Source organism: Petrotoga sp. 9PW.55.5.1, assembly GCF_003265365.1.
In the GTDB taxonomy this organism is placed as follows: domain Bacteria; phylum Thermotogota; class Thermotogae; order Petrotogales; family Petrotogaceae; genus Petrotoga.
Genome location: NZ_AUPM01000010.1, coordinates 90,929 through 111,496 on the forward strand (window position 1 = coordinate 90,929; position 20,568 = coordinate 111,496).

At 32.3% G+C, this 20,568-nt stretch carries 12 protein-coding genes and 2 pseudogenes; 10 read left to right on the top strand and 4 right to left on the bottom strand.

Annotated elements, in window-relative coordinates:
• Positions 1–15 precede the first annotated feature (15 nt).
• The 4 genes and pseudogenes from PW5551_RS01730 to PW5551_RS01745 all read left to right on the top strand — a co-directional run bounded on the left by PW5551_RS01730 (position 16) and on the right by PW5551_RS01745 (position 4,626).
• Positions 16–1,728, top strand: a complete 1,713-nt coding sequence (locus tag PW5551_RS01730; RefSeq protein ID WP_113073936.1) for a beta-propeller domain-containing protein — start codon at positions 16–18, stop codon at positions 1,726–1,728.
• 152 nt (positions 1,729–1,880) lie between these two features.
• Positions 1,881–2,150, top strand: a complete 270-nt coding sequence (locus tag PW5551_RS01735) for a metal-sensing transcriptional repressor (protein ID WP_113073939.1) — start codon at positions 1,881–1,883, stop codon at positions 2,148–2,150.
• 110 nt (positions 2,151–2,260) lie between these two features.
• Positions 2,261–4,392 (top strand): annotated as a pseudogene (locus tag PW5551_RS01740) (heavy metal translocating P-type ATPase).
• Positions 4,393–4,416: 24 nt separating this feature from the next.
• A complete protein-coding gene (locus tag PW5551_RS01745) occupies positions 4,417–4,626 on the top strand; it encodes a heavy-metal-associated domain-containing protein (protein WP_113073941.1) in 210 nt (69 codons plus the stop codon).
• Positions 4,627–4,947: 321 nt separating this feature from the next.
• Here the strand turns inward: PW5551_RS01745 and PW5551_RS01750 are convergent, their stop codons facing one another.
• Positions 4,948–6,189 (bottom strand): ABC transporter substrate-binding protein, encoded by a 1,242-nt coding sequence (locus PW5551_RS01750; protein ID WP_113073943.1) that lies wholly within the window; start codon positions 6,187–6,189, stop codon positions 4,948–4,950.
• A gap of 711 nt (positions 6,190–6,900) precedes the next feature.
• On the opposite strand from PW5551_RS01750, the gene PW5551_RS01755 reads away from it, so the two are divergent.
• From PW5551_RS01755 to PW5551_RS01780, 6 genes are all read left to right on the top strand, one after another.
• On the top strand, positions 6,901–8,274 hold the full coding sequence (locus PW5551_RS01755) for an ADP-ribosylglycohydrolase family protein (protein ID WP_113073945.1): 1,374 nt from the start codon (positions 6,901–6,903) through the stop codon (positions 8,272–8,274).
• Between the two features lie 84 nt (positions 8,275–8,358).
• Positions 8,359–9,354, top strand: coding sequence for a BMP family ABC transporter substrate-binding protein (locus PW5551_RS01760; RefSeq protein WP_113073947.1), 996 nt, complete (start codon positions 8,359–8,361; stop codon positions 9,352–9,354).
• Positions 9,355–9,377: 23 nt separating this feature from the next.
• Positions 9,378–10,889 carry an ABC transporter ATP-binding protein gene (locus PW5551_RS01765; protein WP_113073949.1) on the top strand — a complete coding sequence of 504 codons (1,512 nt, stop codon included), beginning with the start codon at positions 9,378–9,380 and terminating at the stop codon, positions 10,887–10,889.
• Positions 10,889–11,944, top strand: coding sequence for an ABC transporter permease (locus PW5551_RS01770; RefSeq protein WP_113073951.1), 1,056 nt, complete (start codon positions 10,889–10,891; stop codon positions 11,942–11,944). Before PW5551_RS01765 ends, PW5551_RS01770 begins: the two co-directional genes overlap by 1 nt.
• Positions 11,937–12,842, top strand: coding sequence for an ABC transporter permease (locus tag PW5551_RS01775; RefSeq protein WP_113073953.1), 906 nt, complete (start codon positions 11,937–11,939; stop codon positions 12,840–12,842). Before PW5551_RS01770 ends, PW5551_RS01775 begins: the two co-directional genes overlap by 8 nt.
• A gap of 377 nt (positions 12,843–13,219) precedes the next feature.
• Positions 13,220–16,294, top strand: coding sequence for an alpha-mannosidase (locus PW5551_RS01780; RefSeq protein ID WP_113073955.1), 3,075 nt, complete (start codon positions 13,220–13,222; stop codon positions 16,292–16,294).
• A 27-nt stretch (positions 16,295–16,321) separates the two neighbouring features.
• Here the strand turns inward: PW5551_RS01780 and PW5551_RS01785 are convergent, their stop codons facing one another.
• The 3 genes and pseudogenes from PW5551_RS01785 to PW5551_RS01800 all read right to left on the bottom strand — a co-directional run bounded on the left by PW5551_RS01785 (position 16,322) and on the right by PW5551_RS01800 (position 20,493).
• Positions 16,322–18,058 (bottom strand): NADH-dependent [FeFe] hydrogenase, group A6, encoded by a 1,737-nt coding sequence (locus PW5551_RS01785; protein WP_113073956.1) that lies wholly within the window; start codon positions 18,056–18,058, stop codon positions 16,322–16,324.
• A gap of 38 nt (positions 18,059–18,096) precedes the next feature.
• Positions 18,097–19,849 (bottom strand): annotated as a pseudogene (locus PW5551_RS01790) (NADH-ubiquinone oxidoreductase-F iron-sulfur binding region domain-containing protein).
• A 134-nt stretch (positions 19,850–19,983) separates the two neighbouring features.
• The gene (locus PW5551_RS01800; RefSeq protein ID WP_113073962.1) at positions 19,984–20,493 is read right to left on the bottom strand and encodes an NAD(P)H-dependent oxidoreductase subunit E; all 510 of its coding nucleotides are present in this window, start codon (positions 20,491–20,493) and stop codon (positions 19,984–19,986) included.
• Positions 20,494–20,568 lie beyond the last annotated feature (75 nt).

The following is a 20,568-nucleotide window of genomic DNA, read 5'->3' on the forward strand; positions in this document are numbered from 1 at the left end:
TATGGAGGGTTAAAAATGGCTGATCAGAAGGATCAAGAAAATAAAAATAACAACACGATAGAATATGAAAGTTTAATAAACAATCAAGAACAAAAATCACCACAAAATCGAGAAAGAATGATCATGATATTCACTATCGCAGCAATAATTATATTAGGGATAGTAATCTTATTTTCTGTTTTGTTCTTTAATCAAAAATATAATTTATTGATAAACTATGAAATTATTGAAACAGAAGATGTAAAAGAACCATACAACCAGATCAAGGTTCAATTAGTAGGAGAAAACACCTATGAAGCAACTTTCCCATTGGGTGAAAAAATAGAGTTAAACTCTATTGAAGAAGGAAGTTATCAGTTAAATATATCTGCAATCGATAACTCTGGTAACGCATATTATTATTACAGTCAACCCGAATTATTTATGAATGAGGATAAAACACTTGACAATGTTAAATTATCAAAAACTCCTTTAGAATATAAGGTAAGTTACCGTTGGGAAAATAATGATTTATATATAACTCTTCCAAGCGAATACGACCAATATTTAATCTATAGAAAAAATAATTCTGGCATTTATGAACCATTTGAAACATATACTCAAAATGTAATTATTTTAAGTTCAATTCCAGTAGAAGGGATAGACTTAAAGTTTGCACTTGTAAAAGAGAAAAAAGTTTATGATTTTTCGGGTTCTTATTATTTTCAAAAAAACACCCCACCAAACAAACCGGTAATTTTATCGCCAATTAAAAATCAGGAAATTACCGAAAACAAGATATATTTTGTTTGGCAAACAGAAGATCCTGACGGAGATTCCTTGTTATTTGATCTATACCTTGTAGATGAATCAGATCAAGAACAACTTATTGCAGAAAATCTTCAAACATATTTCTATGAATATAATAACTTAATAATGGATAAAAATTACACATTAAGAATCGTTGCCAAAGATCAAAAAGGAGGTAGTTCTTACTCTGAAATTAATTTTTCAACCGGGCCATTATCTCAAGAAAAGGTATACCTTTACTCTCCTAGTGGTCAGATGGGAGTAACAATTTACGAAGTAACCGATCCAAGTAACCCAAAAGAGATTTCAACAATAGAAATTACAGGTAATGTAACAGACGTAATTAAGCACGATAATTACTTATACATTTTAAACTATCAGAAAAGTCTTGATATAGCAGACATAAGTAATCTTTCTTCGCCAAGAATTTTGAGAAATCTTGATTTACCAGGAATAAACGGTATAAAAATTGCCAATGGTTATCTTTATGTAAGATTTGAAAATGGCGAAGTAGATGTATACTCAATAAAAAATAATCCCAGTAACCCCGATTTTCTAGGTAAAACTGAAATAAAGTTTTATGGTGCGTTAGAACCAGAAATTAGATATATAGAAACTGAATCTCCCGTAGAACTAAAAGTAGAAATCATAAAAGGAGCGTATCCTGTTAGGATAAATTTGAATAATCGAGTAATTGTTTCTGAATTTTCATTAACTGTTGCAAACTCCCAAATGAAAGAGCGAGTAGAAAATTCTTTTTCAAGGGTATTTGACACTTTTAGGCTTATATTATCTACTTATAAAATAGAAGATTTTACGAAAAATGGAATAACTGAAGAAATTGAAGGAAAGTTAGTCACAGCATTAAACGAATTGTTTGGTACAAATACGAGTAATGGAGTAAAATCTGTAAATGTTGAAATATTACGAGTTGAATAAATATAACTAACTAACATCAGCGGCTTTTTTAAAAGAGCCGCTTTTTTAATATTTTTTTATTTTTTTCTTAATAAAAAGAGTTTATAATAATAGTACCCTCCCTATGTGGGGTGGTTATAATTTCGGAAATTTTTAGGAGGTGCATTGTATACATGAAACATGAAAAAACATTGAGAAAGTTGAAAACTGCCAGAGGACAAATCGATGCAGCAATAAAAATGATAGAAAATGAAAGATACTGTATAGATATTTCCAAACAAATCTTGGCAACAATTTCACTTTTGAAAAATGCTCACTCTGAATTATTAAAAAAACATCTAGAAACTTGTGTAAAAGACGCAACAACTTCCAAAGATCAAAATGAAATAAATCAAAAATTGGAAGAATTGGAAGAAATATTCGACTATCTGAAAAAAACTTAAGACAGCGAGGTGAACTTAATTTGAGCAAGAAAAATGAAAACACACTAACTTTAGATAAAAATATTTCAGAAGAAAATAAAGAAAACAAAATTACTTTCAGTGTTCAAGGGATGACATGTGCCACATGTGTAAAAAACGTAGAAAGAGCCTTAAATAAATTAGATGGTATAAAATACGTATCCGTTAATTTGGCAACGGAAAAAGCGATTGTAATATCCGATGAAAAAATCCCTATGAGTAAAATTAAGGAAGCTGTAGAAAACGTTGGCTACAAAGTATCAGAAGAAATGCCTACAGAAGATCTTATAGAAAAGAGATTTGAAGAAGCAAGAAAAGACATGTATCTTTCACTTGTTATCACTATTCCACTAATGGTTTTAATGATTATAAATATGAGTGGAATCGCAGTCCCTTTTATGCATTTTATAGAATTAATAGGTTCTGCTTTAGTAATATTTATTCCAGGCAGAAAAACGTTAAAAAGTGCGTGGATAGCTTTATCTCATCTCCACACCAATATGGATACTCTTGTCAGTCTCGGGGCATTATCAGCCTGGGCTACCACAATCTTAGCTATTATAGGTTTAGATATATTATCCTTTGGTACTATAGCAGCAATGCTAATAACATTAAACCTAATAGGCAGATATATAGAATCTAGAATGAAGCACAATGCCTCCAAAGAAATAAAACTTTTACTTTCGATGAAAGTAGAAAAAGCAAATGTAATTACAGATGGAGGTATTGTAGAATTACCAATAGAAACTGTTAAGCAGGGAAACATGGTCCTAGTAAGACCGGGTGAAAAGATACCTTTAGATGGTACTATTGTAGAAGGGGAAGGGTCTATAAACGAATCAATGATAAGTGGAGAACCTGTTCCAAGACATAAAAGTTCGGGAGAAGAAGTAGTTAGTGGAAGTATATTAGAATCAGGCCTAATAAAAGTTAAAGTAGAAAAAGTAGGAGAAGATACTTTTATAAACCAGATGATAAAATTAGTAGAAGAAGCACAATCCTCTAAAGTCCCTATACAGCACTTGCCGATAGAATAACTTTGGTTTTTATACCCATAGTATTTTCTTTGGCGGTTCTAAGCGGGCTATTATGGTATTTTAATTACGAAAATTTTCAACCATTTTTGATGAATGCTTCAAATATATTACCCTGGGTATTAACCAATGTTAGTCCCTTATCAATGGCAATATTCTCTTTTGTTGCAACGTTAGTAATAGCATGTCCATGTGCTTTAGGGCTTGCAACACCAATGGCGCTAGTTGCAGCTAGTTCAGTATCAGCAAAAAAAGGTCTTATAATAAAAAATGGAGAGGCCATTCAGATGGCGAAAGATATAAATGTAATACTTTTGGATAAAACAGGAACTATAACCAAAGGGAACCCCACCGTTGTTGACCATAATTTAGATGGAGAAATTATGACAATAGTTGCGGAAATTGAAAAAAACTCAACTCATCCCTTAGCAAAAGCAATAGTTGAGTACACAGAAAAAAATTCAAAAAAGCAAAATATAGAAATTCAAGATATAGAAGAAATAACCGGAATGGGGATAAAAGGAACATTCAAAAAAGATGAATATTATATAGGAAAAACGGAAAATAAAAAAGAATACGGGCAATTTATGTTAAATGGTGAAACAGTCGTTGAAATTTTAAAAAATAAACAGGTTATAGGATATATTAGAATTACTGATGAAATAAAACAAGATTCTTTTGAAGCCATTAACAAATTAAAAGAAATGAAAATAGAGCCTGTAATGGTTACTGGAGATAACGAAAATACGGCGAAAACTGTCGCAAAAAACGTTGGAATAGATAAAATTTATGCGAATATAACACCTCAAGAAAAAGTGAATATAGTAAGAAAATATCAAATTGAAGGAAAAAAAGTGTGTATGATAGGAGATGGAATAAATGACGCTGCAGCATTAAAATCTTCAGAAATGGGAATAGCAATAGGAACAGGAACTGACTTAGCAATTGAATCTGCTGACGTTATAATAACCGAAGGAGAAATTTCAAAAGTGATAGATGCGATAAATATTTCGAAAATAACTTTTAGTAAAATAAAACAAAATTTATTCTGGGCTTTCTTTTATAACGTTGTTGCTATCCCGTTAGCTATGACAGGTCTGCTTCATCCAGCAATTGCAGAAATAGCTATGTTATTTAGTTCCATAAATGTAATTTACAACTCAAGTAGAATAACTAAAAAATATTCTTAACAAATTCAAAATGGAGGTGAGAAAATGAAATATATTTTCGATGTGCCAGATATGTCTTGTAACCATTGTAAGATGAATATAGAAAAACAACTAAAATTTTCAGGGAGTGTAAGTAATTTCAAAGTTAACTTGGAAAATAAGACAGTTGAGGTTGAAACAAATGAATCGCCAGAAAAAATACAAAACTTACTAGAAGAAATAGGATATCCTCCAAAATTATTAAGCCAAGAGTAATAGAAAAGAATTCCCCTCTTGAGAGATTTTTGGTTTTAATTCCCCTTCTAAGAAGGGGAATTAGAGTGACTACCCCGTCTGCAGCATAAAACGCTGCATCCACCCCTTCGAGGAAGGGGAATTAGAGTGACTACCCCGTCTGTAGCACAAAACGCTGCATCCACCCCTTCAAGGGGAATTGAACCGCAGAAAAAACTTGGATGCTTGGCTCCTGTTGAGTTCAGAAACCAAGCATCCAAGTGTATATAGTTTTTTATTAATTTTTGTGTCTACTTGACATGGTGCAATTCAAAAAAACGGGTTTTTATTATTAGGAACCTATTATTCAGTTAATGCCTTCAAATTAGCCGCTAAATTGTCGATAGCTCTCTTTGGTTCCAAACTTCCTACTAGAACTTGATGTACAGTGGAATAAATTTGATAAGAAATTTCACTGTAAATTGGAGAAGCTGGTCTTGGTTCAGCATTTAAGAAAACATCTAAAATATCAGCATAAAAGTCGTTTGCTTCTATAGTTCTAGGGTCTTGGTATGCCTCAACTCTTGTGGGCGTTTGACCGGCATGTACAGCTTTGTAAACTTGTTGTTCATGACTTGTTAAGAATTTAATTAACCTCTTAGATGCTTCTATTTCAGCTGGTGATGAGTTAGCGTTTATGCCAAGATTCCACCCACCCAATGTAGCTGAATTCCTTCCATCAGGTCCAGGACCTTTTGGTAAAACGGTTATTCCAACTTTACCCTTTATAGGAGAATTTTCAGCGTTTGCTAAAGGCCATGCATAAGGCCAATTTCTCATAAATACAGCATCACCATTTTGGAAGATTCTTCTTGCTTCTTCTTCCATATATGTTGTTACTCCTCTTGGTGTTACGCCTTCTTCAATCAATTTGTCCATATAAGTCAATGCAGCAATATTCTTTTCATAATATTTAGGATCATCAACAACAACTTTTCCATCTTCCATAATTTCTCCACCAAAACTATGAACAAATTCCATAAAGTTGCATGTTAAACCTTCATATTGGGCACCTTGCCATACAAAACCATTAATTCCTTCCATTTCAGAAATATCTTTTGCTGCTGTGAACAAATCATCCCATGTTTCAGGAACTTCATAACCGTATTTTTCTAATAGGTCTTTTCTATAATACAATATACCAGCATCAGTAAACCATGGAACTGCAACTAATTGACCTTGATAGGTATTTGTATCAACTGTACCTGGGAAGAATTCATCAAGTTCAAAGTAATCATAATCATCTGTTAGATCAACTAAGAATGGAGCAAATTCTGCAGGCCAAATAACGTCTAACTGTAAAACATCGGGGTCTGGAGTACCAGAAGCCAGATAAGTTACGTAAAGATCATGCCTGTCAGTTGCGCTGTTAGGCATTGGTAATATCTGTACTGTCACATCTGGGTTTTCTTCCATGAACATGTTAACTTGTTCTATCAGTGTTTGAAGTTCTGTACCAACTGCTCCAGCGGTCATAGTAATTGTAATGGAAAATACACTCAAAACTAAAGTTAAAACAAATACCAATGATAATACTTTTTTCATTTTTTTACACCTCCAACTTTTTATAGTAATTATGTAATTTAAAATAAAATATTTTAACAAAAAAGCCCGAAATAGTTATCCGTTCATATAAAGACCAATTACTTTCAGGCTTCTCTATTTATACTTCAGCCAATATTTTAATTTTACATGAAATTAAATTCTATGTTTATAATTTTACTATATTAATTTTAAAGAGTCAAACTTGATTATGAATGAATAGCGTCAATTATAGGGAAATAAAGTTGATTAAACCCGATTATCAAGTAATTCCTAAAAAAATATTTCATTAATTTATTTGAATAATAACTTATAATTTTACTAAAAATTTCTGTATATCACTATAATGAAAAAATCTTGAGCCCATATCATCAAAATATTTTTGATTTGAAGAATAGAAGTTATTATTATAAATTAATATTTTTTACCAAAAATACGAATATTTATAATTACTGAACATAAATTCCCTTAACTAGGAATAATTAATTGTAATCAGGTAATTTAAGCATTGACTTTTTGAATCAATAAGTTTATAAATAGATTAGTAAATAAACTATACTTATTAACTAATAATTAACTAGGAGTTGAATTTGAAAAATCAATACAAATCAATAAGAACCAATAATTCGATAAAAGTGCTAGATTTACTAATTAAGAAAAAAATGTCAAGAATGCAACTAAATTATCAAACTTATCAAATAGGAGGTGAATAGATTGAAGGCGTGGAAAAATGAATTAGAAAGAAGAAAAAATGCGAAACCATTAATTTCTAAATCTCAAGATTGGCAACAAATGGGAGAATTGAATATATTTCCAGAAGATTTATTATTGTCCTATTGGGATAGTAGAGTCCCGGGTTCTTCTGCTCCAGAATCTCTTATAGTAGGAGCTGTTCAGTCTGTTGAAAATATGGGTAAAGATGTTTCACAAGCAGAATTACTTTTGGAAAAAGGATTTGAATATTTAAGTAAGAAAGATTTTTCACAATTAAAGGCTATTACAAGTGAGATTTTCTCTTTGTTGTCTAAGGCTGAAAGTATAAAGGGTCATAGTTATACCAAATATGAAAGACCGTTAACCTGGGAAGAAATTTCCAAGAAATTTCCTAAAGAAAAGTATAGTTTGCGTGAGAATTTTGATATTATAAAAGATAAAATTTATGGTGGTTGGTTAGGGCAACTTGCAGGTGCATCCATGGGTACAAGGCTGGAAGGTTATACACACGATGCTTTAGAAAAAGCTTATGGAAATCAGTTAGGATATTACATAGGAGAAGTTTCTACTATAAACGATGATGTAAACTATGAACTAATTTTTTTAAAAACCTACGAGGAGAAAAAGCAAGAAATTGCCTCAAAGGATATTGCCAGGAATTGGATAGCATATATACCTTTTGGTTGGAGCGCTGAATTGATAGCTCTTGAAAATATAAAAAGAGGGATATTTCCTCCTGAATCAGGATATTTCAACAACCCTTTTCAAGAGTGGATAGGAGCTCAAATGCGGTGTATGGTTCATGGATTAGTGTGCCCTGGGAATCCTTATGAAGCTTCAAGGTTAGCTTTCATTGATTCCCAGGTTTCTCATAGTGGTAATGGTGTTTATGGGGGTATACACAGTGCAGTTATGACTTCTTTGGCATTTATTGAGAATGATCCTAAAAAAATTATTCAAAAATCTTTAGATTTCATACCAAACAACAGCGAATTCAAAAAAATTGTAGAAAATGTAGTAAAATATTGTCGGGAGAATAAAGAGTGGGTGTCTGTATTAAGGATAGTAGAAAAAGACTTTGAAAAATACAACTGGGTGCATTTATATCCAAATACCGCATCAGTTATTACTTCGTTATGGTATGGCGGCGGGAATTTTGATAAAACCATGAAGATAGTATCATCTTTTGGATACGATGTAGATTGTAACGCAGGTGAAATTGGAACAATTTTGGGGATTATTTATGGTAAAGAAAATATTCCGACGTATTGGTCTGAACCTCTAAAAGATACATTGAAAACATATTTACCGTTTTTCTCCACTATAAAGATAAGTGATTTAGTGGAATGGCAAATTAAAATTTCAAAGATTTAAAAATTCAGAATTAGTGAAGATTAGAAGAGGAGAGATATTTTTGAATAAATTTAAAAATACAATATTATATAAGAGGTGAAAAGTATGAAAAAGTATGTATTTATTTTTATCTTAGTTGTAATCCTTTCTTTCACGATTTTTGCAGCACCTAAAAAAGTAGCTTACGTAATAAACGGTTCGTTAGGTGACCAATCTTTCTATGATTCAGGATATGAAGGTATTCAGAATCTGAAAAATAATTATGGTGTAGAAACAAGGGTAATTGAATGTAACTTTGATCCTTCTTTGTATTATCCCAGCTTGATGAATGCGGCAAGATGGGCTGACGTTGTATTTGTTATTTCATATGGTTTTGAAGAAGAATTGAAAACTGTAGCCGAGATGTTTCCAAATAAGATTTTTATTAACATAGACACTGTGGTTGAAGACTCTAGAGGAATTATTTCAAATGTAGATTACATAGAGGAAGAAGGAGCATTTATGACTGGTGTGGTAGCTGGATTGGTAACAACTATGACAGAACTACCTGGAATAAATCCAGACAAATTGATAGGAGCTGTAGGCGGTGACGACGATATAGTAATTAGGTCTTTTGTATATGGATACGAGCAAGGAGCAAAATATGTTGATCCAGAAATTCAAGTCAAAACTATATATGTTGGTACTTGGGATGACCCAGTAAAAGGGAAACAAGCGGCTTTGCAACTCTACTCTCAAGGGGTAGATATTATATTTCAAATCGCAAGTTTAACAGGGGTTGGAGTTTTACAAGCTGCTCAAGAAGTAGGAAAATATGCCATTGGGGTTGATACTAATCAGAATTCTTTAGCTCCTGGACATGTTATCACCAGTGATTTAAAAGAAGTGGGGAAATCTATCGAAGTTGTTTTTAAAGATATAGTAGAAGAAAATTATAAACCTGGAACTTTATATAGATTTGGTTTAAAGGAAGGTGCTGTTGGATTAGCTATAGATGAATATACTTATCAAATACTTCCTGTAGAAACAGTGAATAAAATATTAGAAATTCAGCAGGGGGTAATAGAAGGAAAAATACAAGTTAAAGAGTATAGAGAATAATTAAAACTACAAGGAGCTCTTCTATGGCTTATATAGAAATGAAAGATATATATAAGATTTATCCTCCAGATGTTTTAGCTTTAGAAGGAGTGAATTTCTCTTTAGAAAAAGGAGAAATTCACTCTCTTATTGGTGAAAATGGTGCGGGGAAAAGTACTTTAATGAAGATTCTCTACGGAATGGTACCTCTTTCAAAAGGGAAAATTTTTATAAACGATGCAGAGCAAAAAATACATAATCCAAGTATAGCTATAGAGTTAGGTATTGGTATGGTTCATCAAGAGTTTATGTTAATACCTTCATTTAAAGTCTACGAAAATGTTATTTTAGGCAGTGAAGAAACAAAATCTTTCGGAATTATAGATAAGAATAAAGTTTTGAAAGATTTAGAAGATATAGAAAGAAGATATAATTTTGATGTAGATTTGTATGCTACTACATCCACACTATCCGTAGCCGCACAGCAGAAGGTAGAAATTTTAAAACTTTTATACAGGCAAGTAGATACCCTTATATTTGATGAACCCACTGCCGTTTTAACTCCACAAGAGACTGAGCAACTATTTGAAGAAATAAAAAATATGAAAAAAATGGGCAAAACTATAGTTTTTATAAGTCATAAATTGGAAGAAGTTTTAGAAATTTCAGACAGAATCACGGTTATGAGAAAGGGAAAAGTGATTGCAACTTTAGAAAACAAAAATTTGTCAAAAAATGAGTTAGCAAGAATGATGGTGGGAAAAGAGGTTCTTTTTAATTTAGAGAAGAAGTTCATAGAACCCAGAGATATAATCTTTAAAGCAGAAAATTTGACCACAGATTCAAAGAAACGGAATTCTTCTACTTTAAAAAACGTTAATATAGTTGTAAAATCGGCAGAAATTGTTGGAATTGCAGGAGTAGAAGGAAATGGACAATCAGAAATTATAAAATGTATAATAGGAGAAATACTACCAAAAAAAGGGAAAATTAAAATCAATGATCGCAACGTAACGACACTTAGTATAAGGGAAAGAAGGCTTTTAATAGGCTATATACCAGCTGATAGAAAAAATTATGGTTTAGCTTTAAACGCCAATTTAGTTGAAAACTTTTCTATGACTCACCATTTAGGGAATAAGATTTCGAGGAATAAATATACAATGAATTGGAAGAAAGCTAAAAAGTTTTCAAAAGATCTTATATCAAATTACAATATACTTGTAAGAGGTATAAATGATATACCAAGAAATCTTTCGGGAGGGAATCAACAAAAGGTAATTGTTGCAAGAGAATTTAGCTTGGAAGCTCCATTTTTACTTCTTGATCAACCAACAAGGGGATTAGATGTTGCTTCAATTGAATATGTACATAATATAATTTTGAAGATGAAAGAACAAGGAAGGGCTATTTTACTTATTTCTGCCGATTTAGATGAACTCTTGTCTTTAAGCGACAGATTGTATGTTATAAGAAATGGAGAAATAGTTGCACAATTAGATCCAAATGTAAATTCAAAAGAAGAAGTCGGAGAACATATGCTCGGAGGTAGGTAATGAAGGGCTTAAATAAAGTTATGACTGGATTAATCGGAATCGCTATTTCTTTCCTTATTGGAGCAATTTTAATAAAAATTCAAGGGAATTCTCCCTTGCTTGCGTATAAAGCTTTGTATGATTATGGTTTTGCTTCTTGGTTTTCGTTTTCTTCAACGTTGAACAATGCAACTCCTTTGATATTAACTGGTATGGCTGCAGCGATTGCTTTTAGTTCTAATGTAACAAATCTTGGTGAACCTGGTCAGTTAATTGTAGGAGCTTTGATTGCAGCTCTTTTAGGATATTATATTAATCTTCCTTCATGGTTGGGAATAATTGTTATTTTATTAGTATCTGGAATAGTTGGTGGGTTATACGGTGCTTTAGCGGGGGTACTCAAAAAGTATTACAAAATGGACGAATTCATAACTACTTTAATGTTAAATTTTATAGCGGATTATTTAACTTTGTATCTCGCTACTTATCCTTTTTTAGATAAAAAATCTTATGTTCCAGCCACTAACATGATAAAAAGAGAATACTTTTTACCGGTATTTTCAGGCTTAAATTCTTCTTTTTTTATTGCGATTATCATGGTCATTATTTCATTTTTTGTTGTTAAGTATTTAAAGATAGGTTATGAATGGAGAATGATGGGATATAACGCTAATTTTTCAAAAATTGGTGGTTGTAATAATGAAAAGAATGTAATTTGGGTGATGTTCTATACGGGTTTTTTATCTGGTTTGGCTGGAGCACTTTTAATATTGGGAGGAACTCAACATAGGTTTATAAAAGGTATAGGGGCTAATTATGGATGGGATGGAGTTATGTTAGCTATTGTAGGGGGAAATGGAGTGGTTGAAACTTCAATTTTTGCTGTTTTTTTTGGTTTTTTGAAAGCAGGTGGTGTGGGAATGGAGTTCGAAGTTTCTATTCCTTCAGAGTTTATAATGGTTTTACAAGCTATAATAGTGTTATTAGTTGTTTCTACAAGAAGTACTATATCTTATTATGGAGATAGAATTCGAGCATACAGTAAAACAAAAAGGATTGTGAGAGCTGATGAATAATATAATAATTTCATTGATAAGAGATAGCTTTAGTAGCGCCACTCCAATACTTCTTGCAGCTTTAGGAGGAACCTTTACTTTTTATGCTAATGTTTTTAATATAGCTATGGAAGGAATGATGTTAATTGGTGCATTTTTTGCAGTTTTGGGAAGTTATTTTTTTCAAAGTTGGTTAATTGGAGTATTATTTGCTCTAATTTCTGGTGCAATAACGGCTTTGATTTTTTCTTTGTTCGCATTGTATCTTAAAACAGACGAGTTTTTAACAGGAATAGGTATAAATATGCTTGCATTAGGTGGAACAACGTATCTTCTAAGGAACATTTTTAATGTCAAAGGGGCATTTATTTCACCGCAAATTCAATCTATGCCTAAATGGGATATTCCTGTTTTAAAAAGGATTCCGATTTTGAATGAAATTTTAAATAATCATCCGTTTATTGTTTATATCACTATAATTCTTGCTATTTTGATTGATCTGATAATATTTCATACAAAATTTGGTTTAAGACTTAGAGCAACTGGAGAAGATAAAGAAACTGCTCGATCTTTGGGGGTTAATCCTTACAAAATGAAATTTGTATCAATATTACTATCGGGAATCCTTTCATCAGCTGCAGGTACTTTTTTGTCGTTAGGATATGTCACACTTTTTAGTGAAAACATGTCTAATGGAAGAGGATGGATTTCACTAGCTATCATTGTTTTGGTGAAAGGTAGACCCTTGGGAATACTTTTGATATCTTTGATATTTGGTTTTTTTGAAAGTGTAGCTTTTAGCTTACAACACTATAATATTCCCTCACAAATAACTTCTATGATACCCTATATAATAACGTTAGTTGCTCTATTTATATATAGCTTCAACAAAACGAAAAAAGAATTTGCTGAACAATAATTTATGCATATTATAATTAAGATGGTTTTCTTTAAATTTAAGATTATAATAGGACTTTAGAAATGATAATTTTCTAAAAATAGGCATTTGATTTTATAGCAGGTTTAGGGCAGAGTCCTTCTTCGGTACAAGTACCGAAAAAGTTAAAAAGATTCAGAATTAGTGAAGATTAGAAGAGGGAAGGTATTTTTGAATAAATTTAAATCTGAAACATATATAAAATGTAGTTTTTTTAATTTCTAAAATGAGTAGTTAGAGAAGTAAAACCTGCAAAATTTATTGAACAAAGTTCACTTTATGGGGCAGCTTATCTTATATTTTAAACTTATTATTTGAAAAATAAGAATGGACTTCTTAAAAACAGTTAGGAGGTAAGAATGAGTTTGCAGAGTAGTTTTACTAAAAAGAAGATCCAAAATGGTTTGAGAGAGGTAAAAAAACTTTCAGTTAAAGAAAGCTTTGAAATAGATAATCTTGAGTTTTTTGAAGATGAGAAAAGAAGATTTAAACCTCATTTCAATGATGAACAATTCTCTTGGAAAACTATAAAAGTTGGAGAACGTTGGGGTGGGTATGACAAGATATATTGGTTCAGAAAAACCGTTCAATTATCTGATGATTTCAAAGGTGAAAAACTTTTTTTGAAAGTTAATTTGGAAAGAGATGGAGATTTAGATGTTGTTCCAAATTATCCGGAATCATTGTTGTTTGCTAATGGTAAATTTATCCAAGGAATAGATAAATATCATAAAGAAGCAATAATTTCCTCAGAAATTGTCGAAGATCGGAAATTAGAAATTTATATAAGATCTTGGACGGGTTTAAGAGGAGAAATGGATTATACGTTTTCAGGTTTAGAATTTCTTACTATAGATGAAAGTTCAAAAAAATATTATTTTTTAGCCAAAAATATTCTAAACACATTAGAAGAACTTGATGAAAACAATATAGTGAATATTAGATTGTTTGATATTCTGAACAATTCCTACAATAAGATCAATTTCATCAAACCACAATCTTATGAGTATTATAACTCAATAAAAGATAGTTACAATTACCTAAGAACAGAATTAGAGAAGTTAGATAATTTTAAATCAGAGACTCCAAAAGTGGTCTTAACAGGGCATTCGCATATTGATATGGCATGGCTCTGGAGAATAAAACATACGAGAGAAAAAGCACAGCGTACTTTTTCGACAGTGTTAAATTTAATGGAAGAATATCCAGAGTACACGTTCATGCATTCATCACCCGCACTGTATAAATTTTTGAAAAATGATTATCCAGAATTATATGAGAAGGCAAAAGAAAAGATAAAAGAAGGAAGATGGGAAGCAACAGGAGGTATGTGGGTAGAATCTGATTCTAATATATCACCTGGTGAATTTCTAATAAGGCAAATCCTATTTGGTAAAAGATTTTTAAAAGAAGAGTTTGGTATAGATTCTAAAGTAATTTGGTTACCAGACGCATTTGGATACACATACTCTCTACCACAGATAATAAAAAAATCTGGAATGAAGTATTTTGCAACAACAAAAATAAGTTGGAACGAAATTAACAGATTTCCCTACGATACATTTTGGTGGAAAGGGTTAGATGGAACAAAAATATTAGCTCATTTTATTACTACTCCCGATGAAAACAATTATTATTACACGTATAACGGTATGTTAGAATCCTTTACGGTAAAAGGTATATGGGATAATTACAAACAAAAAGATATAAACGAAGAATTACTTCTTGTATATGGTTGGGGAGATGGCGGTGGAGGTCCAACTTATGAGATGCTTGAAAACTACCGAGCTTTAAAAGATATACCAGCTCTTCCTACAGTAGAAATGGGGAAAGTGGAAGATTACTTTGACAGGTTGGAAAAAAGAATAATAAATAAAAATGTTCCAATCTGGGACAACGAACTATACTTTGAATTACACCGAGGTACGTACACTTCTCAAGCTTTTATAAAGAAGGAAAACAGAAAATCCGAAGTAACTTATCACAACGCAGAGTTTTTAAATTCACTAGCTAAATCTTTACTCAGGGATTTTGAGTATCCACAAAAGTCTTTAAACGAAGGGTGGGAGTTGTTACTTTTAAACCAGTTTCATGATATACTTCCAGGTTCATCAATCAGGGAAGTGTATGAAGATGCTAGAAAAGATTACAAAAAGATAAAAGAAATAGCAAACAAGGAAATCGAAAAAGCTATTTCTATTGTTTTAAAAGCCATAAAAACCGATGAAGACAGTATTATTGTTTTTAACACTTTACCTTTTGAACGAAATGAGCTGATAGAAATAGAAGGAGGTCAAAATCTTTTAATAGAAGATATACCACCACTTGGGTACAAAACTGTTAAAAAATCAGAGCTAGATATAAACCAAGAAGAAAACATAATAATAAAAGAAAATTATATAGAAAACAAATATTATGTAATAGAATTCAATGAAGTTGGACAGATAAAAAGGTTATACGATAAAGAAAACGAAAGGGAAGTATTAGAGGACGGAAAGCTTGGAAATGTTCTTCAAATATTTGAAGACAAACCATATTTCTTTGATGCATGGGATATATCGCCCTACTTCAAGGAAAAGATGAAGGAAGTTAGCGAATTACTTGAAGTTAAAATACTAGAAAGTTCTTCATTAAAAGGTGTTTTGAAATTCACATGGCGATTTTATGATTCAATCATAGAACAAAAAGTCATCGTATACAATCATTCAAGAAGAATAGATTTTAAAACTCATATAGAATGGAAAGAGAAACAGCTTTTACTAAAAGCAGCTTTTCCAGTAAATATCAGAAGTACAAAAGCAACTTACAACATACAGTTTGGTAACATAGAAAGAAGTACGACGAGCAACACAAGTTGGGATATAGCGCAATTTGAGGTTCCAGCTCAAAAATGGGCAGATCTTTCTGAAGGAAATTATGGAGTGTCTTTATTGAATGATTCTAAATACGGTTATGATATAAAAGACAATTTAATGAGAATAACTCTTTTAAGATCTCCGGTAGATCCTGATGAAACAGCTGATAGAGGGGAACACACATTTACTTATTCGCTTTTACCCCACTTTGGAACATGGAGAGAATCAGAAGTAATAAAAGAATCTTACCAACTTAATTATCCGATTATTGTTAAAAACTCACAAGAAAATTCAAAAAGGACACTACCTAATAGATTTTCTTTTGCAAGTATAAATGAGCCTTCTGTGATAATTGAAACTATTAAAAAGTCGGAAGACGATGATTCGATAGTTATAAGGGTATATGAAAGTGAAGGAAGCAGAAAAAGCGATGTTGAAATGACTTTTTTCAAAGAAATAAAAAAAGTATATGAAACTAACTTGATAGAAGAGGAGCCAAAAGAAATAAATATAAACGGGAATTCTTTTAAATTTAATATTACTCCATATGAAATAAAAACTTTTAAGGTATGGTTATAAAAAGGCGGATTTTTCCGCCTTTTTATTTTAGAGCCATTCTCTTTCTAAATATTTAGTATGCAACAAGTGGTGTGCCTTTTCACTACCTGGTTTTTCTAGATATTCGTTGTAAAGTCTTATTATTGATGGATTTTCATGAGATTTTCTTATTATCTTAGATTTATCAACAACGTTTAATGCTTCTATTCTCTTTTTTATAATACTAAAATCACCATGGTGATATGGTTGTCCACCACCACCAACACATCCACCAGGGCATGCCATAATCTCTATCAAATGTAGTTCAATCTTTCCATTTCTAACGTCTTCAAGTAATTTTCTGGCGTTACCCAATCCGTAAGCAACTCCAACTCTTATAGTCTTCCCATTTATTTCAACCTCTGCTATTCTAATAGACTCATAACCGTGAAGTTGTTCAAACTCCACGTGTTTCAATTCGTTTCCTGTTATCCATTCATAAGCGGTTCTTAGGGCGGCTTCAGCTACTCCTCCAGTTCTACCAAATATGGCTGCAGCACCTGTTGATTCACCCAAAGGACTGTCGTACGCTCTTTCTTGAACTGCCTTGAAATTAAATCCTGCTTCTTTTATCATCTTTGCTAATTCTCTTGTTGTTAAGACATAATCCACATCTTTGTATTCAGAAGAAGAATTTATTTCATCTCTTCCAGCTTCATATTTTTTAGCTAAACAAGGCATTATAGAAACAACGGTCATATCTTTTGGATCGATATTCTTTTTTTGAGCATAATAACTCTTTGCTATAGCCCCAAACATCTGTTGAGGAGATTTTGCAGAAGATGGCATCTCTAATAATTCAGGGAATTGGTGTTCTATAAACTTTACCCATCCTGGACAACAAGATGTTAACATAGGCATAAAACCACCAGTTTCTAACCTTTCTTTAAATTCAGTAGCTTCTTCCATTATCGTTAAATCTGCGCCAAAATTTGTATCAAATACCGCATCAAAGCCCATTAATTTTAAAACACCAACCAATTTACCCGTTGAAATGGTTCCCGGTTCATAACCAAATTCTTCAGCTAGAGCTACTCTTACAGCAGGAGCAGTTTGAACTACAACGTGTTTTTTCTCATCTTCGAGCTCTTTCCATACTTCGTCTATATAAGATCTTTCTACTAAAGCACCCGTAGGACATACGGCAACACATTGACCGCAGAAAGTACATGCAGTCTCTTCTAAAGGCAAATCAAAAGATGGCTTTACAACAGCATCGAAACCTCTTTCTATAGCAGATAAAACTCCTACAGTTTGAAAATCGTTGCACATAGTTTCGCATTTTCGACACATTATACATTTATTCGGGTCTCTAATAATAGCTGCTGAAATATCTTGTTTGTAATTGGAAGTTTTACCAAAGTAAGGATTTTTTACAATATTAAGTTCAGAAGCTATTCTTTGCAAATCACATTCACCATTTTTAGGACATTTCAAACAATCTTGTGGATGGTCTGATAAAAGCAACTGAACTGCTGTTCTTCTAGCTTCAACCGCCATTCTTGAGTGTGTTTTTATTTTCATTCCTTCAAATACCGGGGTAGTACAAGCGGGGGCTAATGTTCTTCTTCCTTCAATTTCAACCATACATACCCTACAAGAAGAAGGTTTATTTTGAATTCCTATATCTTCTAAGTTCATATAACAAAGTGTGGGAATATATCCACCAAACTTTTGTACGGCAGATAAAACGGTATCTTTTTCAGAAACTTCAAACTCATTTTCATTGATATATATTTTAGGCATTTATTATTTCCCTCCTAAGCGATAAGTTGTATAATTTATCAAACAATGTTTATAGCATTGAATCTACATGTAGCATAACAAGAACCGCATTTAATACACTTTTCTTGAACTATAGAATGAGGCTTTCGCAATTCACCTTCTATAGCCTCAGTTGGGCAAACTCTGGCACAAGCTGTACAACCAGTACATGTTTCGGGATCAATTTCATATCTAATAAGGTTTTTACAGATACCAGCCCTACAATTTCTATCAAGAATATGTTCCCTGTATTCATCTTCGAAATAGGTATAAGTAGATATTATAGGGTTAGGTGCCGTTTGTCCCAATCCACATAATGAACCATTCTTTACAACATTGGCTAAAGAAATCATATTATCGAGGTCTTCTAAAGTAGCGTTACCGTTAGTGATTTTTTCTAAAATTTCAAACAATCTAACGTTTCCAACGCGACAAGTCGTGCATTTTCCACATGATTCATCAACAGTAAACTGAAGATAAAATTTTGCAACATCCACCATACACGTATTTTCGTCCATAACTATCATTCCACCAGAACCCATCATTGATCCGATCTTTTGCAGGCTGTCATAATCTATAGGTATATCTAAATATTCTTCAGGAATACAACCTCCAGAAGGACCTCCTGTTTGAACCGCTTTAAACTTCTTACCTCCCTTAATTCCTCCGCCAATATCGAATATAATTTCTCGTAAGGTAGTTCCCATGGGAACTTCGACTAATCCAACTCGTTCGACATCTCCAGCTAGAGCAAAGACTTTTGTCCCTGGGGAGTTTTCAGTGCCGTATTGTTTGAACCAGTCTGCTCCATTAAGTATTATGGGAGCAACATTCGCAAGAGTTTCAACGTTGTTAATCAACGTCGGCTTCTTCCATAAACCGCTATTGGCAGGAAATGGGGGCTTGTTTGTTGGTTCACCTCTTAGACCTTCTATGGAATGGATCAAAGCAGTTTCTTCTCCACAAACGAATGCTCCAGCACCGAGTCTTATTTCTATATCAAAAGAAAAATCAGTTCCTAAAATATTATTCCCTAACAAACCATATTCTTTTGCTTGAGAAATGGCATTCTTTAGTCTAGCTACAGCTAATGGATATTCTGCCCTTATGTAAATTATCCCTTTCTGAGCACCAATGGCATATCCAGCAATTGTCATTCCTTCTAAAACTGAGTGAGGATCTCCTTCCAAAATCGATCTATCCATAAAAGCTCCAGGATCACCTTCATCCGCGTTACAGATGACATACTTTATATCTCCTTTAGCTTGCATAGCAAACTTCCATTTCAAACCTGTTGGAAATCCTCCCCCACCTCTACCTCTTAAGTTGGAATCTAACAATGTTTGAGCAATATCTTCTCTTTTTGAATTAAGAGCCTTGGCAAGTGCCATGTAACCATCATTTTTTAAATAATCTTCTATTTTTTCTGGGTCGATATTTCCTGCGTTTCTTAAGACGATTCTAACTTGTTCAGGCATTGATTTTCCTCCCTCATATTGCTTTTTTGTGAGTTTCTTCTATCAACAGATCTTCTTTAATTTTTCCATTAATAAAATGTTCATCGATAAGATCTTTTACTTTTGATTTTGTGACGTTTCCATATAAAATAGGGTCTTTCCCTGGTTCATTGACTTCTATTGTAGGTTCTGCATAGCAGTATCCTAAACATCCTGTTTTGATAACTTCCACATTGTTTAATTTTTCTTCATTTAAAACTTTTGTTAATTCCTCGTAAGTTTCATCTGCCCCAGATGAAATACCACAAGTTCCCATAGCAATCTTTAAAAGAGTTTTATTCTTGTTTTCTTTCTCTTTGATCTCTTTTATCAAAGATTCTAATTCTTTGGAATTCTCTAATTTAGACATATTACACTCCTCCTAAAAATAATAGGTTAATATAATGAGGTTTAACCATTTTTTTCCATGCTCTTATACTCTCTTATGATTTTTCTTACATCCTGTATTTTAACTCTTCCATGGACCTTTTCACCGATTTTAACAACAGGAGCTAGACCACATGCGCCTAAACATCTAACTGGATGAATAGAAAACAAACCGTCATCAGTAACTTCTTCATTTTCAATATTCAAAATCTTTTTAAATTCGTCCAATATCTCATTTGCCCCCCCTACGTAGCAAGCGGTTCCTAAACATATACTGATAGGATACTTCCCTTTTGGTTTAGTCGAGAAAAAATTATAAAAAGTTACAACACCGAATACTTGAGATGACGGGATTCTCAATTTTTCTGCAACCCATTTTTGAGCATCAATAGGTATATATCCCAACTTTTCTTGAACTTTATGCAAAACTTCTATTAGGATACTTCTTCTTTCTAATTCTGTTTTAACTGTTAAGTCTAATGAACTTATGTGGTTATCAAGCTCTTTTAATTTGCTGTCAAGAAGTTCTTCCATTATATAACCTCCCAAAATAAATTGGCTAAAAATAATAAATATTATGTTATATATTTCACATTATATGGCATCAAT